General features: G+C 61.5%; 19 protein-coding genes. 8 read left to right on the top strand and 11 right to left on the bottom strand.

Features of this window, described 5'->3' with window-relative positions; all coding sequences use genetic code 11:
- Positions 1-138 precede the first annotated feature (138 nt).
- A complete protein-coding gene (locus ACESMT_RS04305) occupies positions 139-987 on the top strand; it encodes a MurR/RpiR family transcriptional regulator (RefSeq protein WP_372825338.1) in 849 nt (282 codons plus the stop codon).
- Between the two features lie 623 nt (positions 988-1,610).
- On the opposite strand, the gene ACESMT_RS04300 is transcribed toward ACESMT_RS04305, so the two are convergent.
- The 9 genes from ACESMT_RS04300 to ACESMT_RS04260 all read right to left on the bottom strand — a co-directional run bounded on the left by ACESMT_RS04300 (position 1,611) and on the right by ACESMT_RS04260 (position 12,288).
- On the bottom strand, positions 1,611-2,636 hold the full coding sequence (locus ACESMT_RS04300; protein WP_372825337.1) for an ABC transporter ATP-binding protein: 1,026 nt from the start codon (positions 2,634-2,636) through the stop codon (positions 1,611-1,613).
- A complete protein-coding gene (locus tag ACESMT_RS04295) occupies positions 2,633-3,610 on the bottom strand; it encodes an ABC transporter ATP-binding protein (protein WP_372825336.1) in 978 nt (325 codons plus the stop codon). The genes ACESMT_RS04300 and ACESMT_RS04295 overlap by 4 nt, the downstream gene beginning before the upstream one ends.
- 124 nt (positions 3,611-3,734) lie before the next feature.
- Positions 3,735-4,646: an ABC transporter permease gene (locus ACESMT_RS04290; protein WP_372825335.1), complete on the bottom strand. Its 912-nt coding sequence runs from the start codon at positions 4,644-4,646 to the stop codon at positions 3,735-3,737.
- Positions 4,647-4,655: 9 nt separating this feature from the next.
- Complete coding sequence (locus ACESMT_RS04285) at positions 4,656-6,239, bottom strand: ABC transporter substrate-binding protein (RefSeq protein ID WP_372825334.1); 1,584 nt, start codon at positions 6,237-6,239, stop codon at positions 4,656-4,658.
- A gap of 33 nt (positions 6,240-6,272) precedes the next feature.
- Positions 6,273-7,505, bottom strand: coding sequence for a M20 aminoacylase family protein (locus tag ACESMT_RS04280; protein ID WP_372825333.1), 1,233 nt, complete (start codon positions 7,503-7,505; stop codon positions 6,273-6,275).
- Positions 7,505-8,485: an ABC transporter permease gene (locus ACESMT_RS04275; RefSeq protein WP_372825332.1), complete on the bottom strand. Its 981-nt coding sequence runs from the start codon at positions 8,483-8,485 to the stop codon at positions 7,505-7,507. The genes ACESMT_RS04280 and ACESMT_RS04275 overlap by 1 nt, the downstream gene beginning before the upstream one ends.
- A gap of 129 nt (positions 8,486-8,614) precedes the next feature.
- Complete coding sequence (locus tag ACESMT_RS04270) at positions 8,615-10,195, bottom strand: ABC transporter substrate-binding protein (protein WP_372825331.1); 1,581 nt, start codon at positions 10,193-10,195, stop codon at positions 8,615-8,617.
- A 144-nt stretch (positions 10,196-10,339) separates the two neighbouring features.
- Positions 10,340-11,122 (bottom strand): DUF3047 domain-containing protein, encoded by a 783-nt coding sequence (locus ACESMT_RS04265; protein WP_372825330.1) that lies wholly within the window; start codon positions 11,120-11,122, stop codon positions 10,340-10,342.
- 101 nt (positions 11,123-11,223) lie between these two features.
- Positions 11,224-12,288, bottom strand: coding sequence for a porin (locus ACESMT_RS04260; protein ID WP_372825329.1), 1,065 nt, complete (start codon positions 12,286-12,288; stop codon positions 11,224-11,226).
- A gap of 367 nt (positions 12,289-12,655) precedes the next feature.
- Between ACESMT_RS04260 and coq7 the strand changes: the two genes are divergently transcribed.
- Positions 12,656-13,273: a 2-polyprenyl-3-methyl-6-methoxy-1,4-benzoquinone monooxygenase gene (gene coq7 / locus ACESMT_RS04255; RefSeq protein ID WP_372825328.1), complete on the top strand. Its 618-nt coding sequence runs from the start codon at positions 12,656-12,658 to the stop codon at positions 13,271-13,273.
- A gap of 66 nt (positions 13,274-13,339) precedes the next feature.
- Here the strand turns inward: coq7 and ACESMT_RS04250 are convergent, their stop codons facing one another.
- On the bottom strand, positions 13,340-13,807 hold the full coding sequence (locus ACESMT_RS04250) for an OsmC family protein (RefSeq protein ID WP_372825327.1): 468 nt from the start codon (positions 13,805-13,807) through the stop codon (positions 13,340-13,342).
- A 240-nt stretch (positions 13,808-14,047) separates the two neighbouring features.
- Here ACESMT_RS04250 and ilvA point away from each other — a divergent pair, with 240 nt between their 5' ends.
- The 5 genes from ilvA to ACESMT_RS04225 all read left to right on the top strand — a co-directional run bounded on the left by ilvA (position 14,048) and on the right by ACESMT_RS04225 (position 19,534).
- Entirely contained in the window at positions 14,048-15,640 is a 1,593-nt protein-coding gene (ilvA, locus tag ACESMT_RS04245) for a threonine ammonia-lyase, biosynthetic (RefSeq protein WP_372825326.1), read from the top strand.
- Positions 15,641-15,983: 343 nt separating this feature from the next.
- On the top strand, positions 15,984-17,033 hold the full coding sequence (gene cobT / locus ACESMT_RS04240) for a nicotinate-nucleotide--dimethylbenzimidazole phosphoribosyltransferase (protein ID WP_372825325.1): 1,050 nt from the start codon (positions 15,984-15,986) through the stop codon (positions 17,031-17,033).
- Positions 17,033-17,878 (top strand): adenosylcobinamide-GDP ribazoletransferase, encoded by an 846-nt coding sequence (locus ACESMT_RS04235; protein ID WP_372825324.1) that lies wholly within the window; start codon positions 17,033-17,035, stop codon positions 17,876-17,878. The genes cobT and ACESMT_RS04235 overlap by 1 nt, the downstream gene beginning before the upstream one ends.
- A complete protein-coding gene (locus tag ACESMT_RS04230) occupies positions 17,875-18,468 on the top strand; it encodes a histidine phosphatase family protein (RefSeq protein WP_372825323.1) in 594 nt (197 codons plus the stop codon). The genes ACESMT_RS04235 and ACESMT_RS04230 overlap by 4 nt, the downstream gene beginning before the upstream one ends.
- Before the next feature lie 4 nt (positions 18,469-18,472).
- Positions 18,473-19,534, top strand: coding sequence for a 5'-nucleotidase (locus ACESMT_RS04225; protein ID WP_372825322.1), 1,062 nt, complete (start codon positions 18,473-18,475; stop codon positions 19,532-19,534).
- 270 nt (positions 19,535-19,804) lie between these two features.
- On the opposite strand, the gene ACESMT_RS04220 is transcribed toward ACESMT_RS04225, so the two are convergent.
- Complete coding sequence (locus ACESMT_RS04220; RefSeq protein ID WP_372825321.1) at positions 19,805-20,623, bottom strand: crotonase/enoyl-CoA hydratase family protein; 819 nt, start codon at positions 20,621-20,623, stop codon at positions 19,805-19,807.
- Positions 20,624-20,728: 105 nt separating this feature from the next.
- On the opposite strand from ACESMT_RS04220, the gene ACESMT_RS04215 reads away from it, so the two are divergent.
- On the top strand, positions 20,729-21,640 hold a 912-nt coding region (locus ACESMT_RS04215), incomplete at its 3' end, for an ABC transporter ATP-binding protein/permease (protein ID WP_372825344.1).

Below are 21,640 nucleotides of genomic sequence, written 5' to 3'. Positions count from 1 at the left end.
CCTGCTCAAGCAGGTCTGGAGCCGCAGGCGCCAGCCCCGAGGGGGCCACCCCGCCTGCGGCCCGGCGAAGCCGGTTCCGCGGCTCGGACTGGCAATACGCAAACCGGAATGCAGTGCGCGGGCGGTGGAGCGTATCCAGTGCTTGACCGGATCAAGGCCTCGATACCCTCGCTGGCGCCGGCTGAGCAGCGGGTGGCGCACCTGGTACTCAGCGACCCCCGTGCGTTTGCCAACCTGCCGGTGACCGAGCTGGCCTCGCGCGCGCATGTGAGCAAGCCGACGGTCATCCGCTTTTGCCGCAGCGTGGGTTATGACGGTCTGTCGGATTTCAAGCTCAAGCTGGCGGGCAGTGTCAGCGAAGGTGTGCCTTTTATCCACCGCAGTGTCGATACCGACGACAAGACCAATGACGTCATGGTCAAGGTGATTGACAACACCGTCGCGGCCTTTCTGAAGTACCGCAACGACGCCAGCTCGGCGGCGATTGAAAGAGCCTCGCTGGCGCTGGCCGCTACGTACAAGACCGGGCAGCGCATCGAGTTTTTCGGAGCCGGCAATTCCGGCATCGTCGCGCAGGACGCACAGCACAAGTTTTTTCGCCTTGGCGTCCATGCCATCGCCTACAGCGACGGCCACATGCAGGTCATGAGCGCATCCATGCTCGGGCCGGGGGACTGCGTGGTGATCATCTCGAACTCGGGTCGCACACGCGACCTGATGGATGCCGAAAGTATTGCCCGCAAAAATGGGGCGACCACCATCGTGATCACCGCCAGCGGCTCGCCGCTGGCTTCGGCAGGTCACATCCACCTGGCCGCCGACCACCCGGAAGGCTACGACCGCTACAGTCCCATGGTGTCGCGCCTGCTGCACCTGATGATCATCGACATCCTCGCGACCTGCGTGGCGCTGCGGATTGGCGGCGAAAAGCTGCAGCCTTTGCTCAGGGAGATGAAGAACAATTTGCGGAGCAAGCGGTACGCTTAGGGTCTTCGGTTCTGGTTCTGGCTGAGCCTGTCAAGGCCTTTGCAAGCGTGCGCTTCGTTGGGTCTTCTTGCAAGCCGGGTCTCGCCCCGGCGGGCGAGGCACTTTTCTTTGCGTCGCCAAAGAAAAGTACCCAAAAGAAAGGCGACCCGATGGTCTGGGTCCTTCCGCTTCGCTCCAGGCAACCTGCGGTGCTCGCCAAAAACGGGGTCGAGCTCGAACTCGCCTTCGGCTCAGACAATCGCTCGCCCTGATCCATTTTCGGCTGCGCTCCTCGGCCCAGTCCGACGGGTGGGGGTGCGGAGTCGGGATCGGGTATGGATTCCGGCCTTCGCCGGAATGACAACTGGTGTGCGAGCGCAAAGCGCACACACACCAGCAAATAGGGACAGTCATGTTTGCACGCGAGCGCAGCACACGCGTCCGAATGCGGCTCCCTTCCATCGCCCAGCGGGGCGAGGGAAGGGCGGGGGGTTGGGAGTGGGGAGTTGCTCCTACTGTCCGGAACGAACCGCAGGCGCAGCGTAATGCTTTGAAGGGTTGGCACCACCTTGCGCCGATTCATGAATGAAATCGGCCTCCAGCCCTTGCCCATAAAGCACTACTAGCTACAAAAACGATAGCAATTAAATACGTCCCTCTTCCACCGCATGGCAGGCGATTTTCACGCCCCGGATCGTCAAGAGCTGCGGCCGCTCGGCGCGGCAACGGTCGTTGACATGCGGGCAGCGGGGGTGAAAGGTGCAACCCGTCGGCGGGTTCAGCGGGTTGGGCACCTCGCCCTGCACCGGTGTCCGGGCGCGGCCGGTGTCGTGCATCTTCGGGATCGCGTCCAGCAACATGCGTGTATACGGATGGCGAGGCGCTGCAAACAGCGTCTGCTTGTCGGCGAGTTCGACAAGCCGTCCCAGGTACATCACGCCGACCTGATCGCTCACATGGCGCACCACCGCGAGGTTGTGCGAAATGAACAAATACGTGAGCCCGCGCTGGCGCTGCAGGTCCTTCATGATGTTCAGGACCTGCGCCTGCACGCTGACGTCGAGCGCGGAAGTCGGCTCGTCGCACACCAGAAACTCCGGCTCAGTCGCGAGCGCACGTGCGATCGATATGCGCTGGCGCTGCCCGCCCGAGAACTGGTGCGGGTACTTGGGCCCATCCAGCGGCGACAGGCCGACCGACTTGAGCAGGTCGCCGACCTTGTCCTTGAGTTGCGCCTCGTCGGTGATCAACCCGTGTTCACGCAATGGCTCACCCACAATGTCCTCGACGATCCAGCGCGGGTTCAGGCTGGCGTAGGGGTCCTGGAAAATCATCTGGATGCGGCTGCGCAACTTCCGGCCCTGAGGCGTCTTGAAGGCAGCATGCGCATCCTGTCCGTCGAAGGTCAACCCGCCGCGGGTCGGCTCGTACAGGCCCACCAGCAGTTTGGCCACCGTGCTTTTGCCGCAACCGGACTCGCCGACCAGCGCCAGGGTGGTTCCTTTTTCGATCTCGAAGCTCACGCCGTCGACAGCATTGAGCATCAGCCGGGGCTTGCCCTCGATCACCCGGTTCAGCCAGGGCGGTGACACGTCGAAGCTTTTGGCCAGATCATGCGCCTGGACAAGTGGGGCCCGCGCGCTTTTCACTTCGTTGAATACGGCGCTCATGCCGTCACTCCCACCGGTACATCGTGGAGCCAGCAGGCGGCACGCGTCGCGCCAGCGGGCAGCAGGTCGGGCCGCTCTTGCCGGCAGCGCTCAAACACCTTGGGGCAGCGCGGGTTAAAGGCGCAGCCCGGCGGGATGGCATTCAGGCGCGGCATGGCACCGTCGATCTGGTTGAGCTGCTCGCGGTCCAGGGTGATGTCGGGAATCGCCGCCATCAGCCCTTCGGTGTAGGGATGCGACGGGTGATTGATGACCTCATGAACCGGACCGATCTCGGCGATCCGCCCGGCATACATCACGGCAACACGGTCACAGGTCTCGGCGATCACGCCCATGTCGTGAGTGATCAGCATCACGGCAGCGCCGCGTTTTTTGCAAATGCTTTTGAGCAGCATGATGATCTGCGCCTGGATGGACACGTCGAGCGCCGTGGTTGGCTCGTCGGCGACGATTAACTTCGGCTCGGCGGCCAGCGCCAGGGCAATGACCACGCGTTGGCGCATGCCGCCGGAGAACTGGTGCGGAAAATGCCCAATGCGCTGCTCGGCCGCCGGTATGCCCGTGTCTTGCAGCAGGGAGATGGCGCGCTCGCGTGCCTCTGCGGCGGTCACTGGCAGATGCGTCTGTATGGTTTCGATCAGCTGGCGACCCACGGAATACAACGGGTTCAGCGAGGTCAGCGGATCCTGGAAAATCGCGCCTATCTTGCGGCCGCGGATATGGCGCATCTGCTCGTAAGGCAGGTTGTCGATGCGTTCGCCTTCCAGCAGAATCTGCCCGCCGCCAATGCGCCCTGGCGGCTCCAGCAATCCGATGATGGCGGCGCCCGTCAGCGACTTGCCGGCGCCTGACTCTCCGACCACGCCAAGTATTTCACCTGGCGCGATGTCAAACGAAATATCGTCCAGCGCCCGCAGGGTGCCGCGCCGGCCGGGAAATTCAACGATCAGATTTTTTACTTGTAAAAGACTCATTAGGATGTCTCGATGACCAAGGCATCAGCCAGTGGACAGGTTTTTTCGCAGGGCCGCCCCAAGGAAAAATGCGCCCCCTCGGGGGGCAGTGAAGTACGCGAAGCGACAAGCGTGGGGGCCATATCTATCTGAGCCTCGGATTGAGCGCATCGCGCAGCCAGTCGCCCAGCAAATTGACGCTCAGCGAAATCGTCACCAGCATCAGGCCGGGGAACACCGTGATCCACCACTCACCGGAAAACAGGTAGTCGTTGCCGATGCGGATCAGGGTACCCAGCGAGGGCGATGTAGGCGGAGCGCCCACACCAAGAAAGGACAGCGTGGCTTCAGTGATGATGGCAGTAGCCACCTGGATGGTGGCCAGCACCAACACCGGCCCCATCACATTGGGCAGCACATGACGGCGCATGATGCGCAGCGGCGCAACGCCAGTCACGCGGGCGGCCTGGACGTACTCCTTGTTGCGCTCAACCAGGGTTGAGCCGCGCACCGTTCGCGCGTATTGCACCCAGCCCGTGAGCGTGATCGAGACAATCAGCACCCCCAGGGCCAGCGAGTCCTGCGCATTGGGAAACAGCGCCCGACCGACCCCGGCTATCAGCAAGGCTACCAGGATGGCCGGGAACGACAGCATCACATCACACAGGCGCATCAGGGCCGAGTCGATCCAGCCACCATAGAAACCGGCCAGCAGACCCAGGCCCACGCCAAACACAACCGACAAAAGCACCGAAGCAAACCCCACCGCCAGAGAAACCCGGGCGCCGTACATCAGGGCCGACAGGATGTCGCGGCCCTGGTCGTCAGTGCCAAGCAGGTATTTGGTGGAGCCGCCCTCCGACCAGGCCGGTGGCAGGCGCGCGTCACTGAGCTCCAGCGTCGTCAGGTCAAACGGGTTGTGCGGGGCAACAAAACCGGCAAACACCGAGCAGAAAATACAGATCAGGGCAACCGCAGCCGCAGCCATCGCCACCGGGGAGGTGCGAAAGCTGTAGCCGATGTCGCCATCCCACAGTCGGGAAAGCGCAGTTTTCATCAAGCCTGGTTATTTATTGACTTTGACAAATTTCCAGGGCATGCCGTTGTCGGGCCACTGGACCATTTCAATGTTCTTTTTGGCAGCCCAGTTGAGCGCCTGCTGGTGCAGAGGCAGATGCCCAATTTCATCCTGATGGATTTTCAGGGCCTCGTGGATCATCGCGTTGCGTTTTTTGTCGTCAGTCTCCGAAGCCACCAGGGTTGTCAGCTCGTCAATACGCGCATTGCTGTAGGCGCCCAGATTGAACTGGCCACGGCCACCGTCACCCGGTGTGGACATGATGGGGTACAACACGTTGTGCGCGTCCACCGTGCTGGGCGTCCAGCCCAGCATGTAGAAGCTGGTGTCGCGGCGAAGAATTTTCGGGAAATAGGTGCCCTTGGTTTCGGCCTCGAGATTGATCTTGACGCCAATACGTGAGAGGTTGGCGGCCACGGCCTGGCAAATTTCGCCATCGTTCACATATCGGTCGTTGGGGCAGTTCATCTTCAGCTCAAACCCTGCGCCATAACCGGCGTCGGCCATCAGCTTCTTGGCAGCTTCCAGATCAAACGGCAGTCGCTTGGCCAGGTCCGGCGCGTAACCCTTGATCTCGGGGGCGAGCAGCGTTGCCACAGGTGTGGCCGCGCCGCGCATCACGCGACTTTTGATGGCTTCAATGTCGATGGCCTGGTAGAAGGCCTGACGAACGCGTTTGTCCTTGAACGGGTTTTTGCCTTTGACGCTGGAAAACTGCAGCTCGTCGCGCTTTTGATCCATACCCAGGAAAATGATGCGCAGCTCCGGGCCCTGCAGCACCTTGAGGCCAGCGTTGCCCTGGATGCGGGCCACGTCCTGAACGGGCACCGGCTCCATCACGTCGATCTCGCCCGACAGCAAAGCGGCCACGCGCGTGCTGTTGTTGCCGATCACGTTGAAAATGACCTCGTCCACATTGCCGTCGATCTTGCCCCAGTAGCTGCCGTTGCGCGAGAACGTGGTGCGGACATTGGGCTGGCGCTCGCGCACCCGGTAAGGGCCCGTGCCATTGGCGCGGAAAGACGCGGCATTTTCAATGCCTTTGCGACGATCCACCGGCTTGGTCGCCTGGTTGGTCTCGGACCACTTCTTGCTCATGATGTGCCACTGTGTGAACAACTCGGGCAAGATGGGAAAGGGATTGTTCAGAATGAAGTCGATGGTATGGTCGTCGATTTTTTTGATCTCCTTGATCTGGCCGACATAACTCTTCATGTCGGAGCCATCGCCCTTGGCGCGTTCGTAGCTGAAGATCACGTCGTCAGCGGTAAAGGGGGTGCCGTCATGGAACTGCACGCCCTTGCGCAGATTGAAGCGCCAGACAGTTGGCGTGGTCTGCTTCCAGTCGGTAGCCAGCGAAGGCGCCAGTTTGTAGCTGCGATCACGCGTGACCAGTGGCTCGTAGACATTGCCCACCACCGTCAATTGCAGGGATTCATTGAGTGAATGGGGGTCCAGCGACAGGGCATCGCCCTGGTTGCCAACACGCAGCGTAACAGCCGACGCTACCAAACTTGTAGCACTTAAGGCAGCACCCATAAGGGCCAAAATTGTTTTTTTCTTGAAATTCATGAAATTCTCCTGTTGATGGAAATGTCTTGGAATCTACACGGATAAAGGCATGGACCGCTCCACCAGGCCGGCATGCAGGGCGGCACCCATAGGCAGGATGTCGTCGTTGAAGTCATACCGGGAGTTGTGCAGGAAGCAGCTGCCGACACCGTTGTCAGCACCCTGGCCGATGCGCATGTAGGCGCCTGGTTTGACCTGCAGCATGAAGGAGAAATCTTCCGCCCCCATGCTCGGCTCCATGTCGCGGACCACGTGGTCGGCACCCAGCAAATCTTCAGCCACGCCGATGACGAGTTGCGCCTCGTCAAACGAATTGATGGTGGCCGGGTAAATTCGCTCGTAGTGAACAGAAGCCGTTGCGCCAAAACCCAATGCAACGGCACTGCACAATTCACTGAGACGGCGCTCGACGAGGTCCTGCACGTCAGCGTTGAAAGTGCGCACCGTACCCACCAGGGTGGCCTTGCCCGGCACCACGCTCATCGCACCCGGATCACCCGCATGCATCGCACACAGGCTGACCACGGCGCTGTCCATCGGCTTGACGTTGCGCGAGACGATACTTTGTACTGCGGTGATGATGTGTGCCGCCACCACCACAGGGTCCACGGTCATGTAAGCGTGGGCGCCATGCCCGCCCCGGCCGGTGATCTCGATGGTGACACGGTCGGCTGCCGCCATCATGGGGCCCACGTTGATGCCCAAGGTACCGGGTTTCATGGCTGGCCAGTTGTGCATGCCGTAGACCGCCTGGACGGGAAAACGGTCGAACAAGCCGTCCTCGATCATGACGCGGGCACCGGCAAATCCCTCTTCCCCGGGCTGAAAAATCAGCACCGCGGTGCCGTCAAAGTTGCGTGTGGCCGCGAGATACCGCGCAGCACCGACAAGCATGGCGGTGTGCCCGTCATGGCCACAGCCATGCATCATTCCGCTCTTCTGGGACTTCCACGCGAAGTCGTTGTGCTCGGTCATGGTCAACGCGTCCATGTCGGCCCGCAAGCCAATCATCTGTCCGCTGGCATGGCGCTGGCCCTTGATGACAGCGACCAACCCGGTCTTGCCGATACCGGTATGCACTTCGTCCACACCGCAGCGCTGCAGCGCTTCCTTGACGCGCGCGGCCGTATAAACCTCTTCAAAACCGAGCTCGGGGTGGGCGTGCAAGTCGCGCCGGAAAGCGGTGAGTTCAGGGTGAAATTCGCTGATCTGCGCAAAAGCGCGGCCGTTGGCCTTAAGGGTTGGGGCGGGTCGGGGAGCGAGCATCAATGGCCTCCCGCGTTGCCCACGCGCAAGCGCGGGTCCACCACAAAATAAAGCAGGTCAACCACCAGGTTGATCACCACAAAAATAAGGGCAATCAAGCACAGATAAGCCGCCATCACGGGAATATCGGCAAAAGTCACCGCCTGGATAAACAGCAAACCCATGCCAGGCCACTGAAACACGGTCTCGGTAATGATGGCAAAGGCAATCAGTCCACCGAGCTGCAAGCCGGTGATGGTCATCACGGGTACCAGGGTATTTTTCAGGGCGTGCCCGAAGTGAATGGCACGGTTGGACAGCCCCCGCGCACGCGCAAACTTGATGTAGTCGGTGCGCAGCACTTCGAGCATTTCAGCGCGTACCAGCCGCATGATCAGGGTGAGCTGGAAGATGGCCAGCGTCACTGCGGGCAGCACGATGTGATGCCAACCCTTCGCGGTCACCAGCCCGCTGCTCCACCAGCCCATCTGCACCACTTCACCACGACCGAAGCTGGGAAACCAGCCCAGGCCCACCGAGAAAAGCAGGATCAGCAAGATCCCGATCAGGAAGGTAGGAAGCGACACCCCCACCAGCGACACGGTCATGAGCAATTGGCTCAGAAAAGTACCGCGGCGCAGCGCGGCATACACGCCCATGGGAACACCGATCACCAGAGCCATGACGGCGGCGACCAAAGCCAGCTCCAGCGTCGCCGGGAAACGTTCGGCGATCAAACGAGAAACCTTGGCGCCCTGGCGCAGACTCAAACCAAACTCACCTTGTGCAGCGTTAACGAGAAAATGACCAAACTGCACAAAAAAAGGCTTGTCGAGTCCCAGATCGGCGCGCAACTCGGCGATCTGATCCGGCCGCGCGTCCTGCCCCAAAAGAAACACCACCGGATCACCGACATACTGGAACAGCATGAATGCAATAAAGGCCACGACGACCATCACAATCACGGCTTGAAGCAGGCGGCGGATAATAAATGCAAACATCTGGGAACAGGTTATGAATCGAGGCCCATGCTAGCAGAGCAAGCATCGCGCCAACACCGGGATTTCCTTTAGACTTAAAGAGATGACATTTAAAAAAAGAGCCCCGAAAGGCCCTTTTTTTTGACGATCTCAGTTGACCTTGATCAGCCGCCAGTCGAGCCGGTTGTCGGCGCGGTGAACAACGTCAATGTTCTTTTTCATCGCCCAGGGAATGATCTGGTTGTGCAGCGGAATATGCGACACCGTGTCATTGGACAACTGCAAGGCTTCCGTCAGAAGGCGATTGCGCACCGGCAGATCGGTCTCGGCCTTCACGCGGTCCACAATGTAATCCATGCGCGGGTTGCTGTAACGGCCGACGTTGTAGTTGCCGTCGCCGCCAGTGCCGACACTGCGCGTGAGCGACTGCAGGCTGTACAGCGCATCAAAGGTAGGCACGCCCCAGCCCAGCATGTAAATGCTGGCTTCGTAACGCTGGATCATCGGAAAATATGTCACCAGCGGCAGGGTCCGCAGCTTGGCCTTGATGCCGGCGCGCGACCACATGGCCGTCACAGCCTGGCAAATCTCCTCGTCATTGATGTAGCGGTTGTTGGGGCAGGCAAAGTCCACCTCAAAACCGTTGGGATAGCCTGCCTCGGCCAGCAGCTTCTTCGATGCCTCGGGATCGTAGGGGTGGCGCTTGTGGACGCCCTCGGTCCAGCCATTAACCTGCGGCGCCACCAGGGCACCCGTCGGCTGGCTCAGGCCGCGCATGATCACGCGCTGAATGGCGTTGATGTCGATGGCCTGGTAAAGCGCCATCCGCACACGCTGGTCCTTCAGCGGATTTTTGCCCTTGATGTTCGAGCCTGGCAGCTCGTCGCGATGCTGGTCCATGCCGAAGAAAATGGTACGGTTTTCGATGCCGTCGATCACCTTGAGGTTGCCCGTGCCGCGCAGTCGCCCCAAATCCTGAATGCTCGGGTCAAGAACGAAATCCACCTCGCCCGACAACAGGGCAGCCACCCGGGTCGCCTCTGACTTGATGGGCGTATAGACAATCTCGGTCACGTTCGACTCGTTTTTACCCCAGTAGTTGGGATTGGCAACAAGCACCAGCTTCTGGTCGGGCTGCCACTCCTTGACCATGTAAGGCCCGGTACCCATGGCGTTGCGGTGCGCAAAGGTTTCATCCTTGGCGCGAATGTCTTTGGGCTCTGTCGATTTATTCTTCTCTGCCCAGGCCTTGCTCATGATGCGCAGCTCGGTTAACTGGTTCAGCAGCACCGGGTTGGGTCCTTTCATCATGATATCCACGGTCGAATCGTTGACCTTGACCACCTTGTCGATGCCCTGCGTGTAAACCGCATAGTTGGAAGTTTTGGCCGTGGCACGCGTCAATGAAAAAACCACATCGTCGGCCGTCAGGGGTGAGCCATCACTGAATTTGACGCCAGAGCGAAGGGTAAAACGCATCTGCGTGGGCGAGACGTCGCGCCATGCAGTGGCCAGCTGGGGTTCGATCTTGAAGGTGCGGCTGTTGTAATACACCAGAGAGTCATAAACGGCGGCGTGAACACCGTTGCCCAGTGCGTTGTTCTGGGAGTGGATATCAAACGTCGGGATGTCGCTGGCACTCGACCACTTGAAGGTCTTGGCATGTACTGCCGAAGCAGTGGAAAAAACTGCGGCGACCGCAGCAGCAATCAGGAGGGGTTGAAGTTTCATGATTCTTTCTCAAAAGGAAGCAACAAATATACAACCGGCCTATCTGGGGCAAACAAGGGGTTTCCCTTGAATTCGCCCGCATGAAAGAACCCGGAAGACAACTGACGATGCATCCGAATCCATGCAACTCTCAGGCCAGAATGGCTATCGGGCTTGCGCGGCAGCCCTGAGGGTGACGGGCCCGTACCAGGCCTTGGTGCTTGAGCGGGTGTTGTCGCTGTCAGTCATGATGCCGATACCAATCAGCGCGCCCGGGACTTCGCCAAAAGCCGCTCGATAGTCTGCGTGGATATTGCGTTCGTAGTCCACCCATTGGTGAAGTTTGCTGGTGCCCGACTCAACCACCAGCTTGCGTATCCGGTCGGTGCGCGGGTTGACAATCACGCTGCCTGCAGGACGCGTATTGCACCATACATACATCAAGGTGGCGTAGGGCAGTTCTTCGCCGGTCAGTGTGCGGGCCAGCTCCGACAGCATGGCATTTTTGGGAGAGAACTTGTCGCGATCACCTTCAAAAATCAGCACGATACGTACCGGGGAATCGTCGGCGTCGCGCAAGGCCATATCGGCCTGTGCCATCAGCTCAGGCACCTTCCACGAGAAGCGCACGCTGATCAGCTCGGCGGGCTCCATGCGCACCGCCTGACGCAGCATGCTGGCAGAAGATTCCGATGTGACCGCCATGGCATTGCGACCGTCATGGCGCATGTAGCTGAACCGGCTGGGCTGCTTGCCTGGCAATTTGTAATGTCGCCATACCGGTGTATTGCCGCCAGATGACGCCTGGGCCCAAGGCGTCGTGGCCAGAGCAGACTCGGCGGCAGGATCACCCGCCCCCGACCGCAGCGCCGAACAACCCACCAGGAGCATCAGGCCCAGCACAGCCAGCACAATCCGCCCGCAGCGCCTGTTCAGTAAATTTTGCATACAGCAGCATTCCTCATTTTTCGTCTCTCCATAAAAAAAGCCGCCCGAAGGCGGCTTTTTAAACTTTCTTCATTGAAGCTGACACCAGGCCAGCCATCAATTTAGAAGGAGTGCTTGATACCGAAGTCGTAACCGGTCGAACGTGCGTTCGCTGCAGTCACGGCACCGTTCAGGGCGGAAGCTGCACCACCGCTGTTGCTCACGCGCGCAAACGTGGTGTACAGAGCGGTACGCTTGGACAGGTTGTGCACATAACCAAGAGCAATCCTACTGGATTTTGGTGTACCAGCAGCGTTGGTTTTGTAGGTGGAGTAAGCCACACGGATCTGACCGGCGCCCATAGGAACCAAGCCACCAATCAAGGCACCCTTGCCGGTCACATTGGCCAATGATTCAACTTTGTCACGGGTGACCAAAGCCATCACTTGAGCGACGCCGAAATTCCATGAGCCACCCAGGTTAGTGGACTTGATGTCACCGGTCGCAAAATTGGTGCTGGACGTTGCCAGAGCCACGTTGACCGGGCCGTTGGCGTAACCAAGGCGGATGGCAGAACCTTTGCCGTCGTCTTCAGTCGCGGCGCCGGTCTGGTTGTTCTCACCCAAGTAGTGCTGGAACTGGCCGTAGAAGCCGCCCAGTTTGCCTGGCAGGAAGTAACCGATGCTGTTGGAAGCGCGAACAGCAGTCGCACCGCCAAGGCCCGAGACCAAAGTCTGGGTGGTGCCCACGCCGTTGGTGCCGAACGGATCAAACACGGTCTGGTTCCAGAACTGAGGCGTGTAGTCACGGCCCAGACGCAGTTCACCCAGGCCACTGGCCAGGCTGACGGTCGAACGACGGTTGAAAGTCAGACCGCCGCCACCGGTAGCACCGGTTGCCTGGTTGTTGGTGCTGGTGTTAGCGCCGGAACCGTTGTCATTGTTGACGCCGGCTTCGAGCCAGAAGGAAGCGGACATGCCACCGCCGAGGTCTTCCGTACCACGGAAGCCCAGACGGCTGGAGTTGTAACCAGAGTTGCCCAGCTGGGTCTTGCTGGAAGAACCGACGCCGGAGCCGGAGCCGTGCTGGATGACAGCGTCAACCACGCCGAACAGGGTCACGGAAGACTGGGCCGAAGCCACGCCGGCAGCAGCCAGAATAGCCAAAGCGACTAGGGATTTTTTCATTGAGAGTTTCTCCAAGGTTAAACATAGGGCTCCAGGATTTTGGATCCCCGGGCCAACCTCCATTTAGGAAGTTGTATGTATTGCACCAGAGGCTGAGAGCTTTCGCAAAGAAATTAGCCCGCTAAATCCATTTTCGTTGCACACCTGCAACAAATGACGCCCCCCCCCTTGCCCTTTCCTGCTTCGGGTCACAGCCCTGGCTTGCGCAGAGCGGAAGAATGGTTTAAAAAAAGCTGCGGCCGCCCGCGGGGGCCAAACCCCTTCTGCCAAGCCGCCTCTGAGGAGAGAACCGTTCCAAATCCGGTTCCCCGGGGATAATCAGTCTTGTCTGCCCTGTTGAGCCCCCTCTACCCTCCCTATTCGCCCTATGGACATCCTTCTCAATGCCGCCGACAGCGCCCTGCGCACCTTGTTTGCCAAACCGCACGCCAGCCGCGCCTGCCCGACGGTGGCGGGACAAAACACTGAATTGAGCACGCCCGACAAGGCATTGGCAGGCGCGCTGATGCGTGTCAACCATGTCGGCGAGGTCTGCGCGCAGGCGCTGTATGCCTCGCAGGCCCTCAGTACGCGCAATCCGCTTCTGCGGGAGCAGTTTCTGGCGGCCAGCAAGGAAGAAGGCGACCATCTGGCCTGGACGCGCGAGCGGCTGGACGAGCTGGGCGCGCGCCCGTCGCTGCTCAATCCGCTGTGGTACGCGGGTGCTTTCGGCCTGGGCTTGCTGGCGGGCAGGCTGGGGGACCGGGTCAGCCTGGGTTTTGTGGTGGAAACCGAGCGCCAGGTCGAGGCACATCTGGCCAGCCACCTGGAGCGCCTGCCGCAGGGCGACCATGCTTCGCGCGCCATCGTGGCGCAAATGAAGGACGATGAAGCGCGCCATGCACAGGAAGCGCAAGGCGCCGGGGCGCTCGGGTTGCCCGGCCCCGTCAAGGCGGTGATGCGGGCGTCGGCCAAGGTCATGACCACGACCGCGCATTACATCTGATTTGCTACGTTTTTAGTAGCTGCTAGCGCTTGTCCGATAAGGGCTGCAGGCTGATTTTTCTTGAAATCAGGCCGCGATCAATTCGAAACTGGTGCTGATGTCGGCGGTTTTGCCGAGCATGATTGTGGCCGAGCAGTATTTGTCGTGGCTCATGGCAATGGCACGCTCCACCGCGCTGGCGGCGATGCCGCGCCCGGTGACAACAAAATGCATATGGATTTTGGTGAACACCTTGGGGTCGGTCTCGGCGCGCTCCGACGTGAGCCTGACCGTGCAGCCGCGTACGTCGTGGCGGCCCCGCTTGAGAATCAACACCACGTCGTAGGCGGTACATCCGCCGGTGCCGGCCAATACCGTCTCCATGGGACGCGGCGCCAGGTTGGCGCCGCCGTTTTCAGGTTTGGCGGCGTCCGGCGCCCCATCCATCAGCAGCGTATGCCCACTGCCCGTGGTGGCCAGAAACCCCATGGGGGAACCCGATGCCGCATCACCCGCGCTTGCGTGGGCGCCCGTCCAGCTCACAGTGCATTCCATCAATCACCTCTTCAAACGCGACCTGCCTGGTCAAAAATTAGAGGCAGTTGTTTAATTTTCGCAACAAAATATTGTTGCGGTGCAACATGCCTCCGCTATACTGAAATCATCGCATGAACCCGACTTTTTTTCATGCCGCCATTTGTCTCCTCCATCCCTGAAAGGGTGGATTTACAGGCCCAGACCGCAAGGTCTGGGCCTTTTTTCTTGCCCCTTATGATTCGGGACTGCGAGAAAACCATGCCCACCCCTCCAAAACCTGCTGCCCGCCCTGCTTCCGCCAAAGCCCTCACGCCTGCGGACTACCTGAAAAAAATCCTGACCGCCCGCGTCTATGACGTCGCCGTCGAGTCCGCCCTGGAACCCGCAAAAAATCTGAGCAAACGCGTGCACAACACCGTACTTCTCAAGCGCGAAGACCAGCAGGCGGTGTTCAGCTTCAAACTGCGCGGCGCTTACAACAAGATGGCGCATCTGAGCGCGGCCCAGCTCAAGAAAGGCGTGATTTGTGCCTCGGCCGGCAACCACGCACAAGGCGTGGCGCTGGGCGCGCACAAGCTGGGAACCCGCGCCGTGATTGTCATGCCGGTGACCACACCGCAGGTCAAGGTTGATGCGGTCAAGGGCTTTGGCGGCGAGGTCATCCTGCACGGCGACAGTTATTCGGACGCCTACCTGCATGCCGTCCAGCTGGAAAAAAAGAATGGTCTGACCTTTGTCCATCCGTTTGATGACCCGGACGTGATTGCCGGCCAGGGCACGATTGCGATGGAGATCCTGCGACAGATCCAGACCACGGGCAAGGGCTCACTCGACGCCGTGTTTGTGGCCATAGGCGGTGGCGGCCTGATCTCCGGCATCGCCAACTACATCAAGGCGGTGCGCCCCGAGGTCAAGGTCATCGGCGTGCAGATGAGCGACTCAAACGCCATGGTGCAGTCGGTGGCCGCAGGAAAACGCGTGAGCCTGAGCGATGTCGGCCTGTTTGCCGACGGCACGGCCGTCAAGCTGGTGGGCGAGGAAACCTTTCGTATCAGCCGCGAACTGGTCGATGAATTCATCACGGTAGACACCGACGCGGTCTGCGCCGCCATCAAGGACGTGTTCATTGATACCCGCAGCATTGTCGAGCCCTCGGGCGCCATGAGTGTGGCGGCCATCAAGCAGTACGTGGCCACGCACAAGACCAAGGGTGAAACCTACGCGGCCATCCTGTGCGGCGCCAACATGAACTTCGACCGCCTGCGTTTTGTCGCCGAACGCGCCGAAGTGGGCGAAGAGCGCGAGGCGCTGTTCGCGGTGACGATTCCCGAGGAGCGCGGCAGCTTCCGGCGCTTTTGCGAGCTGATTGGCGAGCTGCCGGGCGGCCCGCGCAGCGTGACCGAGTTCAACTACCGCATCAGCGATGCCAGGCAAGCCCATGTGTTTGTCGGCCTGACCACGCACGGCAAGGGCGAAAGTACCAAAATCGCCAACAACTTCGGCAAACACGGCTTCAAGTCGCTGGACCTGACCCACGACGAGCTTGCCAAAGAACACATTCGCCACATGGTGGGTGGGCACAGCGGGCTGTCCAAAGACGAACGCCTGCTGCGTTTTGTGTTTCCGGAGCGGCCGGGTGCGCTGATGAAGTTTTTGTCCACGATGAAGCCGGGCTGGAACATCAGCCTGTTTCACTACCGCAATCAGGGCGCAGACTACGGCCGCATCCTGGTTGGGCTGCAGGTCCCCCAGGCCGACAACAAGGCCTTCAAGGCCTTTCTCGACACTCTCGGCTACCCCCATGTGGAAGAGACCGACAACCCGGTCTATCGACTGTTTTTGCAGGCCTGAGGCCAACGATTCATGGCTGCGGCGCCGTCCAATTCAGTCTGCCCTGCCTGCGGGGAGGCTTTTCGTTGTGGCATGGTGCGCCGCGCAGGGCCGCCCCAAGCAAGCACGGCCCCCGTCTCAACTGAAAGGGGCAGCGCAACGCCGAAGGCACGCGAAGCGACAAGCGTGGGGGCAGACATACTTGGCGGGGACGGCGCGTGCTGGTGCGTCAAGCTGCCGCACATCATGCCGGTCGGTGCGCCGAACCCACCCTCACCCCTACCCTCTCCCGCCCAAGCGGGAGAGGGCGTCGAGCACAGCTTTGCCAGCTGTTTTTGCCCCGCCTGCCTCAAAAAAATTACCGATGACCGTCAACACACCCCTTCTCCTGCCAGCGATTGAACCAACCGCGAACGCCGCCCTGGCAGCCCGGCTGCAGCACCAGATCGATCACAAGACCAAGCCTCAGGGTGCCCTCGGAGCGCTGGAGCGGCTCGCGCTGCAGCTCGGCCTGATCCAGCGCAACGAAACCATCACGTTCAACGCACCGCAAATGGTGGTTTTTGCAGCCGACCACGGCATTGCCAGCGAAGGCGTATCAGCCTTTCCGCAGGCCGTGACGCTGCAGATGGTCGGCAACATGCTGGCGGGCGGCGCGGCCATCAATGTGTTTGCGCGCCAGCACGGCTTTGCCTTGCAAGTGGTGGACGCCGGCGTGACCGCCGAGCTGGCCGATCACCCGCAGTTGCTGAAGCGGAAAATCGCCGCCGGCACCCACAACATCTGCGCCGGCCCAGCCATGTCACTGGCGCAGGCGGGTCAGGCGCTGCAGGCCGGCATGGAGGTCGTGCGCGGCCTGCCCGGCAACGTGATTGCCTTTGGCGAAATGGGCATTGCCAACACCTCCGCTGCCGCCCTGCTGCTGGCCCGGCTGGCCGGGCTACCGGTCAGCGATGTGGTCGGACGTGGCGCCGGCCTGGACGATGGGCAACTGGCGCACAAACAAGCTGTTCTCACACGCGCCCTCGCCCGCCATGCCGACACCCGTGAGCCCCTGGCGGTGCTGGCCGCGCTGGGCGGCTTTGAGATCGCCATGATGGCGGGCGCGATGCTGCAAGCCGCCAGCGAGCGCCGTGTGGTGCTGGTTGATGGTTTTATTGCCGGCGCCGCTTCGCTGGTCGCCTGCACCCTGCTGCCGCAGGCCAGGGACTACATGGTGTTTTGCCACCGCTCGGCAGAACGCGGGCACCACCTGCTGCTGGCCCATCTGCAAGCCAGCCCGTTACTGGACCTGGACATGCGCCTGGGCGAAGGCACAGGCGCCCTGCTGGCCTGGCCGCTGCTGCAGTCGGCAGCCCTCTTCATGGCCGAGATGGCCAGTTTTGACTCGGCCGGGGTCAGCGGGAAAAACTGATGCTTCAGTTCATCCGCCACTACCTGCTGGCCGTCCAGTTTTTCACCCGTATTCCGGTGACCGGGGCACTGGCAGCGTGGGCGGGTTACAGCCCGGCCATGCTGCGTGCCAGCGCCGCGCATTTCCCCGGCGTCGGCTGGCTGGTCGGCGCCGTGGCGGCGGGCGTGTATGCCTTGTTGACCGCCCTGCTCCCCCTGACCGTGTTCACCCCGCTGGTTGCCGCCGCACTGTCGACCGTCGCCACCGTGCTGCTGACCGGTGCCTTCCACGAAGACGGCCTGGCCGACGTCAGCGACGGGCTGGGCGGCAGCAGCGATGCGCCGCGTGCGCTGGAGATCATGAAAGACTCGCGCATCGGCGCCTTCGGTGCGCTGGCGCTGGTGCTGGTGCTGGGCTGCAAGCTGGCGCTGATCGCCCTGCTGGGCTCCGTTGAAGCCGGGCTGCCCGCCATGGAGGAAGCGGACTTCGCACCGGAAGCCTGGCTGGTGCCGGCCGCCCTGTTCAGCGGCCATGTCGTCTCCCGCGGCCTGCCTCTGCTGCTGATTCGCGTGTTGCCGCATGTGGGCGACAGCGCGACTTCCAAGTCCAAACCACTGGCCGACCAGATCAGTCTGAGCAGCCTGGGGGTCGCATTTTTATGGTGTTTTATGGCTCTAGCCCTCGTCAGCTATGCGTTGAACGCTACTGCTTTGATAGCATCCCTCAGCTTTTCCGTGATTGCGCTGCTGTGGATGGGTCGGCTGTTCACGCGCCGTCTGGGCGGTTTCACGGGTGACTGCCTGGGTGCGACGCAGCAAGTCTGCGAGATTGCTTTCTACCTGGGGCTGGCCTTGGGTCTGGCATGAGGCTCTGGCTGGTGCGCCACGCGCCGGTGCTGCTGCCGCCCGGCCAGTGTTACGGTGCGCTGGACGTTCCGGCCGATCCGCAAGCCACCCGCCAATGCGCCCTGGACCTGTCCCGGCTGCTGCCGCAAGGCGCCCGGGTCAGCACCTCGCCGCTACAAAGATGTGAGCAGCTTGCCCAGTTTCTGCAAGGGCTGCGGCCTGATTTGATACTTAGAACCGACGCCCGCCTGAGGGAAATGGACTTCGGCAGTTGGGAGGGGCGGCGCTGGGACGCGATTGCCCAAGGCGAGTTCGATGCCTGGACCGCAGACTTTGCCGGCCATGCAGTGGGCGGCCACGGCGAGACCGTGCGCGCGGTGATGGCGCGCGTAGGCGACGCTTTCGACGCCGTGGCCGGCCCCGCCGACGCGGTGTGGATCACGCATGCCGGCATCATCCGCGCCACGCAGCTGATCGCCCATGGCATCCGGCAGGTTTCGCGCGCTGACCAGTGGCCGCTGGATGGCCTGGCTTGCGGACAATGGCGCACACTTGAGCTATCGTTAAACAACAGTCCATTTCAGCGGTCAACTCCCGCAGTAAACAGGTAAACCCATGGCAGCCAATCTGGACGGACAACTGGTGGTGGCGATTTCATCGCGCGCATTGTTTGACTTTGAGGAAGAAAACCGCGTTTTCGAGGACGGCATGGGGCAGCCCCCCGCGCCCGGCGCCAAAAAAGACGCGGCCTACATGCAGCTGCAGCTGGACCGGCTCGACGTGCCGGCCAAACCCGGTGTGGCGTTTTCACTCGTCAAAAAACTGCTGGCCTTCAACGATGCGCCCGACCCTCTAGCCCCCACGCTTGTCGCTTCGCGTACTGCGCTGCCCCCCGAGGGGGCGCTGCGCCTGCGGCCCGGCGAAGCCGGTTCCGCGGCCCTGGCTGGTAAAGAGGGCGCCTCCGGCGTTGCGCTGCCCCAGCGGGTGGAGGTCGTCATCCTGTCCCGCAACGACCCGGTCTCGGGTATGCGCGTGTTCCGCTCCGCCCAGCACTACGGCCTGAACATCCAGCGCGGCACCTTCAACCGCGGTGAGGCGCCCTGGCGCTACCTCAAGCCGCTGCATGCCAACCTGTTTTTGTCGGCCCACTTGAGCGACGTGCGCGACGCGCTGGCCGCCGGCGTGCCTGCGGCGCAGGTCTACCCGCATTCAGCCCATGCCAGCGACAAACACCCGAACGAGGTGCGTATCGCCTTCGACGGCGACGCGGTGATTTTTTCGGACGAGGCCGAACGCGTGTTCCAGTCGCAGGGCCTGTCGGCCTTCCAGGCGCATGAGCGCGACAAGGCGGCGCAGCCGCTGCTGGCCGGCCCCTTCAAGCCGCTGCTCGAAGCGCTGCACCGGCTGCAGCAGGTCGGCACCTCGCGCATGCGCATACGCACCGCGCTCGTGACGGCGCGCAGCGCCCCGGCGCATGAGCGTGCCATCCGCACCCTGATGGACTGGAACATTGAGGTTGATGAAGCCATGTTTTTGGGCGGCCTGCCCAAGGGCGAATTTCTGCGCGAGTTCGAACCGGATTTCTTCTTCGACGACCAGACCGGTCATGTCGATTCAGCGTCGCAGCATGTGCCTTCGGGCCATGTGGTCAGCGGTGTGTCGAACCAGCTCTCCTGACAAGTCGGGCTTGTCGTGGCGGACTTGATCTGCCATCCATGTCAGCAAGCCCGTAGGCCGGTGGTGCATACGACATGGATCCCGGGTCACGCCCGGGATGACAGACAAACTAGTGTGGTTTTGCACGCTATCTGGAACATAAAACCGCGTCTTTTCACCCAGGGCGTCGTTGCAAATCCGCGCCATAGCCGGGCTATGGCTGTGGTTTGCGCCTAGCCCTGAGCAAAAATCCACCGGTTTTATTTGTTCCATCAAGCATGCAACACCACACTAGCGGCCCTGAAACTTCGCCGGCCGCTTTTCCACAAACGAGCGCACACCTTCAGCCGCGTCTTCACTGCGCGACAGGCCTTGCTGCACCGTGATGAAGTCCTGCATGGCGGCCAGCGGGCCCTGCTCCACCGCCTTGAGCGCGTTGTTGCGCGTCGCGACCACGGCCAGCGGCGCCTGGGCGGCAATGGCTTCGGCGATGCGCAGGGTTTCATCAAGCAGCTGCGCGGCCGGCACCACCTTCTGCACGAAGTTCAGCCGCAGGGCTTCGGCGCTGCCGAACTCGTCGCCTGTCAGCAGATGCAGCAGGGCGTTGCCCAGGCCGGCCCGCTCTGCCATGCGCAGGGTCGCCCCGCCGGTCGCCATGATGCCGCGCTTGACTTCGAGCTGTGAGAATCGGCAATCATCTGCTGCCACCACGATGTCGGCGGCCAGCATCAACTCGATGCCCAGCGTGTAGGTGATGCCCTGCACCGCCACCACCATGGGTTTGCTGCGGCGCCGGTAACCTTCCATACCCAGATCGAGCGGATTGACCAGCCCCAGAGGCACCGCCTTTTCGCCGCGCTGCATCAGCGGCGCGATGGTGGGCAGGTCCAGCCCGGCGGTGAAATGATCGCCGACCGCATGCAGCACGCCGACGCGCAGCGCCGGGTCATCGTCCAGCCGCGTGTAGGCCTCGCCGAGTTCACGGAACATCTTCGGCGTGAAACCGTTGCGTTTGGCCGGGCGGTTGATGGCGATCAGCAGCACGGAGCCGCGCACGCTGCAGTCAATGCTGCCGTCGAGGGAGGGAGGGGATGAAGTCGCAGTGTTCATGGAACCATCGTAGCCATATCGCCTTACTCCAGCGTTCACTCAGGCGACAGAGGCCGCACTACACTGACGCTCACTCCCCGTTCAAGAAGGACAACACCCATGGTCATGACCACCCCGGCCGCCGCTGCGCACGGCAAGTTCGCTGCGTTCAAGGACTTCTGCGGTAAAACCTGGGCGCTCACCAGGCCTTACTTCCAGTCCGAGGAGAAATGGAAGGCGCGCGGCCTGCTGCTGGCCATCGTGCTGCTGAACCTGGCCGCGGTCTACATGCTGGTGCTGCTCAATGAATGGAACCGGGTCTTCTACGACGCGGTGCAGGACAAAAACCAGCCGGTGTTCTGGGAGCAGCTCGGTCGTTTCACCTACCTGGCTTTTGCCTTCATCATCATCGCGGTTTACCGCTTTTACCTGACGCAGCTGCTGGAGATCCGCTGGCGCGCCTGGATGACCGCGCACTACCTGGAGCGCTGGCTGGCCAACCATGTCTTCTACCAGATGGAGCTGGGCAGGTACACAGCGTCGGGCGAGCAGCCGGCGACACCCGACAACCCGGATCAGCGCATCCAGGAAGACCTCAACCTGTTCACCACTTACACCATCTCGCTGAGCATGGGCCTGCTCAACGCCGTGGTCACCTTGCTGAGTTTTGTCGGCATCCTGTGGAGCCTGTCCGGGCCGTTTGCCTTTACCCTGGGCGGCAGCAGCTTCAACATCCCGGGTTTCATGGTCTGGATGGCGGTGCTTTATTGCACGGTGGGCAGCATCATCACGCACTACATCGGGCGGCCGCAGATCCGGCTCAACTTCCTGCAGCAGCGTTACGAGGCCGACTTTCGCCACCATCTGGTGCGCGTGCGCGAGTACAGCGAGTCGATTGCGCTGGACAAGGGCGAGGCGGTCGAACGCGTGCAGCTGGACAGCCGCTTTTCCACCGTGCTGGCCAACTACCTGACGCTGATCAAAAAGCAGAAAAACCTGATCTGGTTCACCAACTTCTTCGGCCAGGCGGCCGTGGTG

Source organism: Polaromonas sp. (assembly GCF_041689105.1).
Taxonomy (GTDB): domain Bacteria; phylum Pseudomonadota; class Gammaproteobacteria; order Burkholderiales; family Burkholderiaceae_C; genus Polaromonas.
Note: the sequence above shows the minus strand (reverse complement) of the source record. Positions and strands in the feature narration are given on the sequence as shown.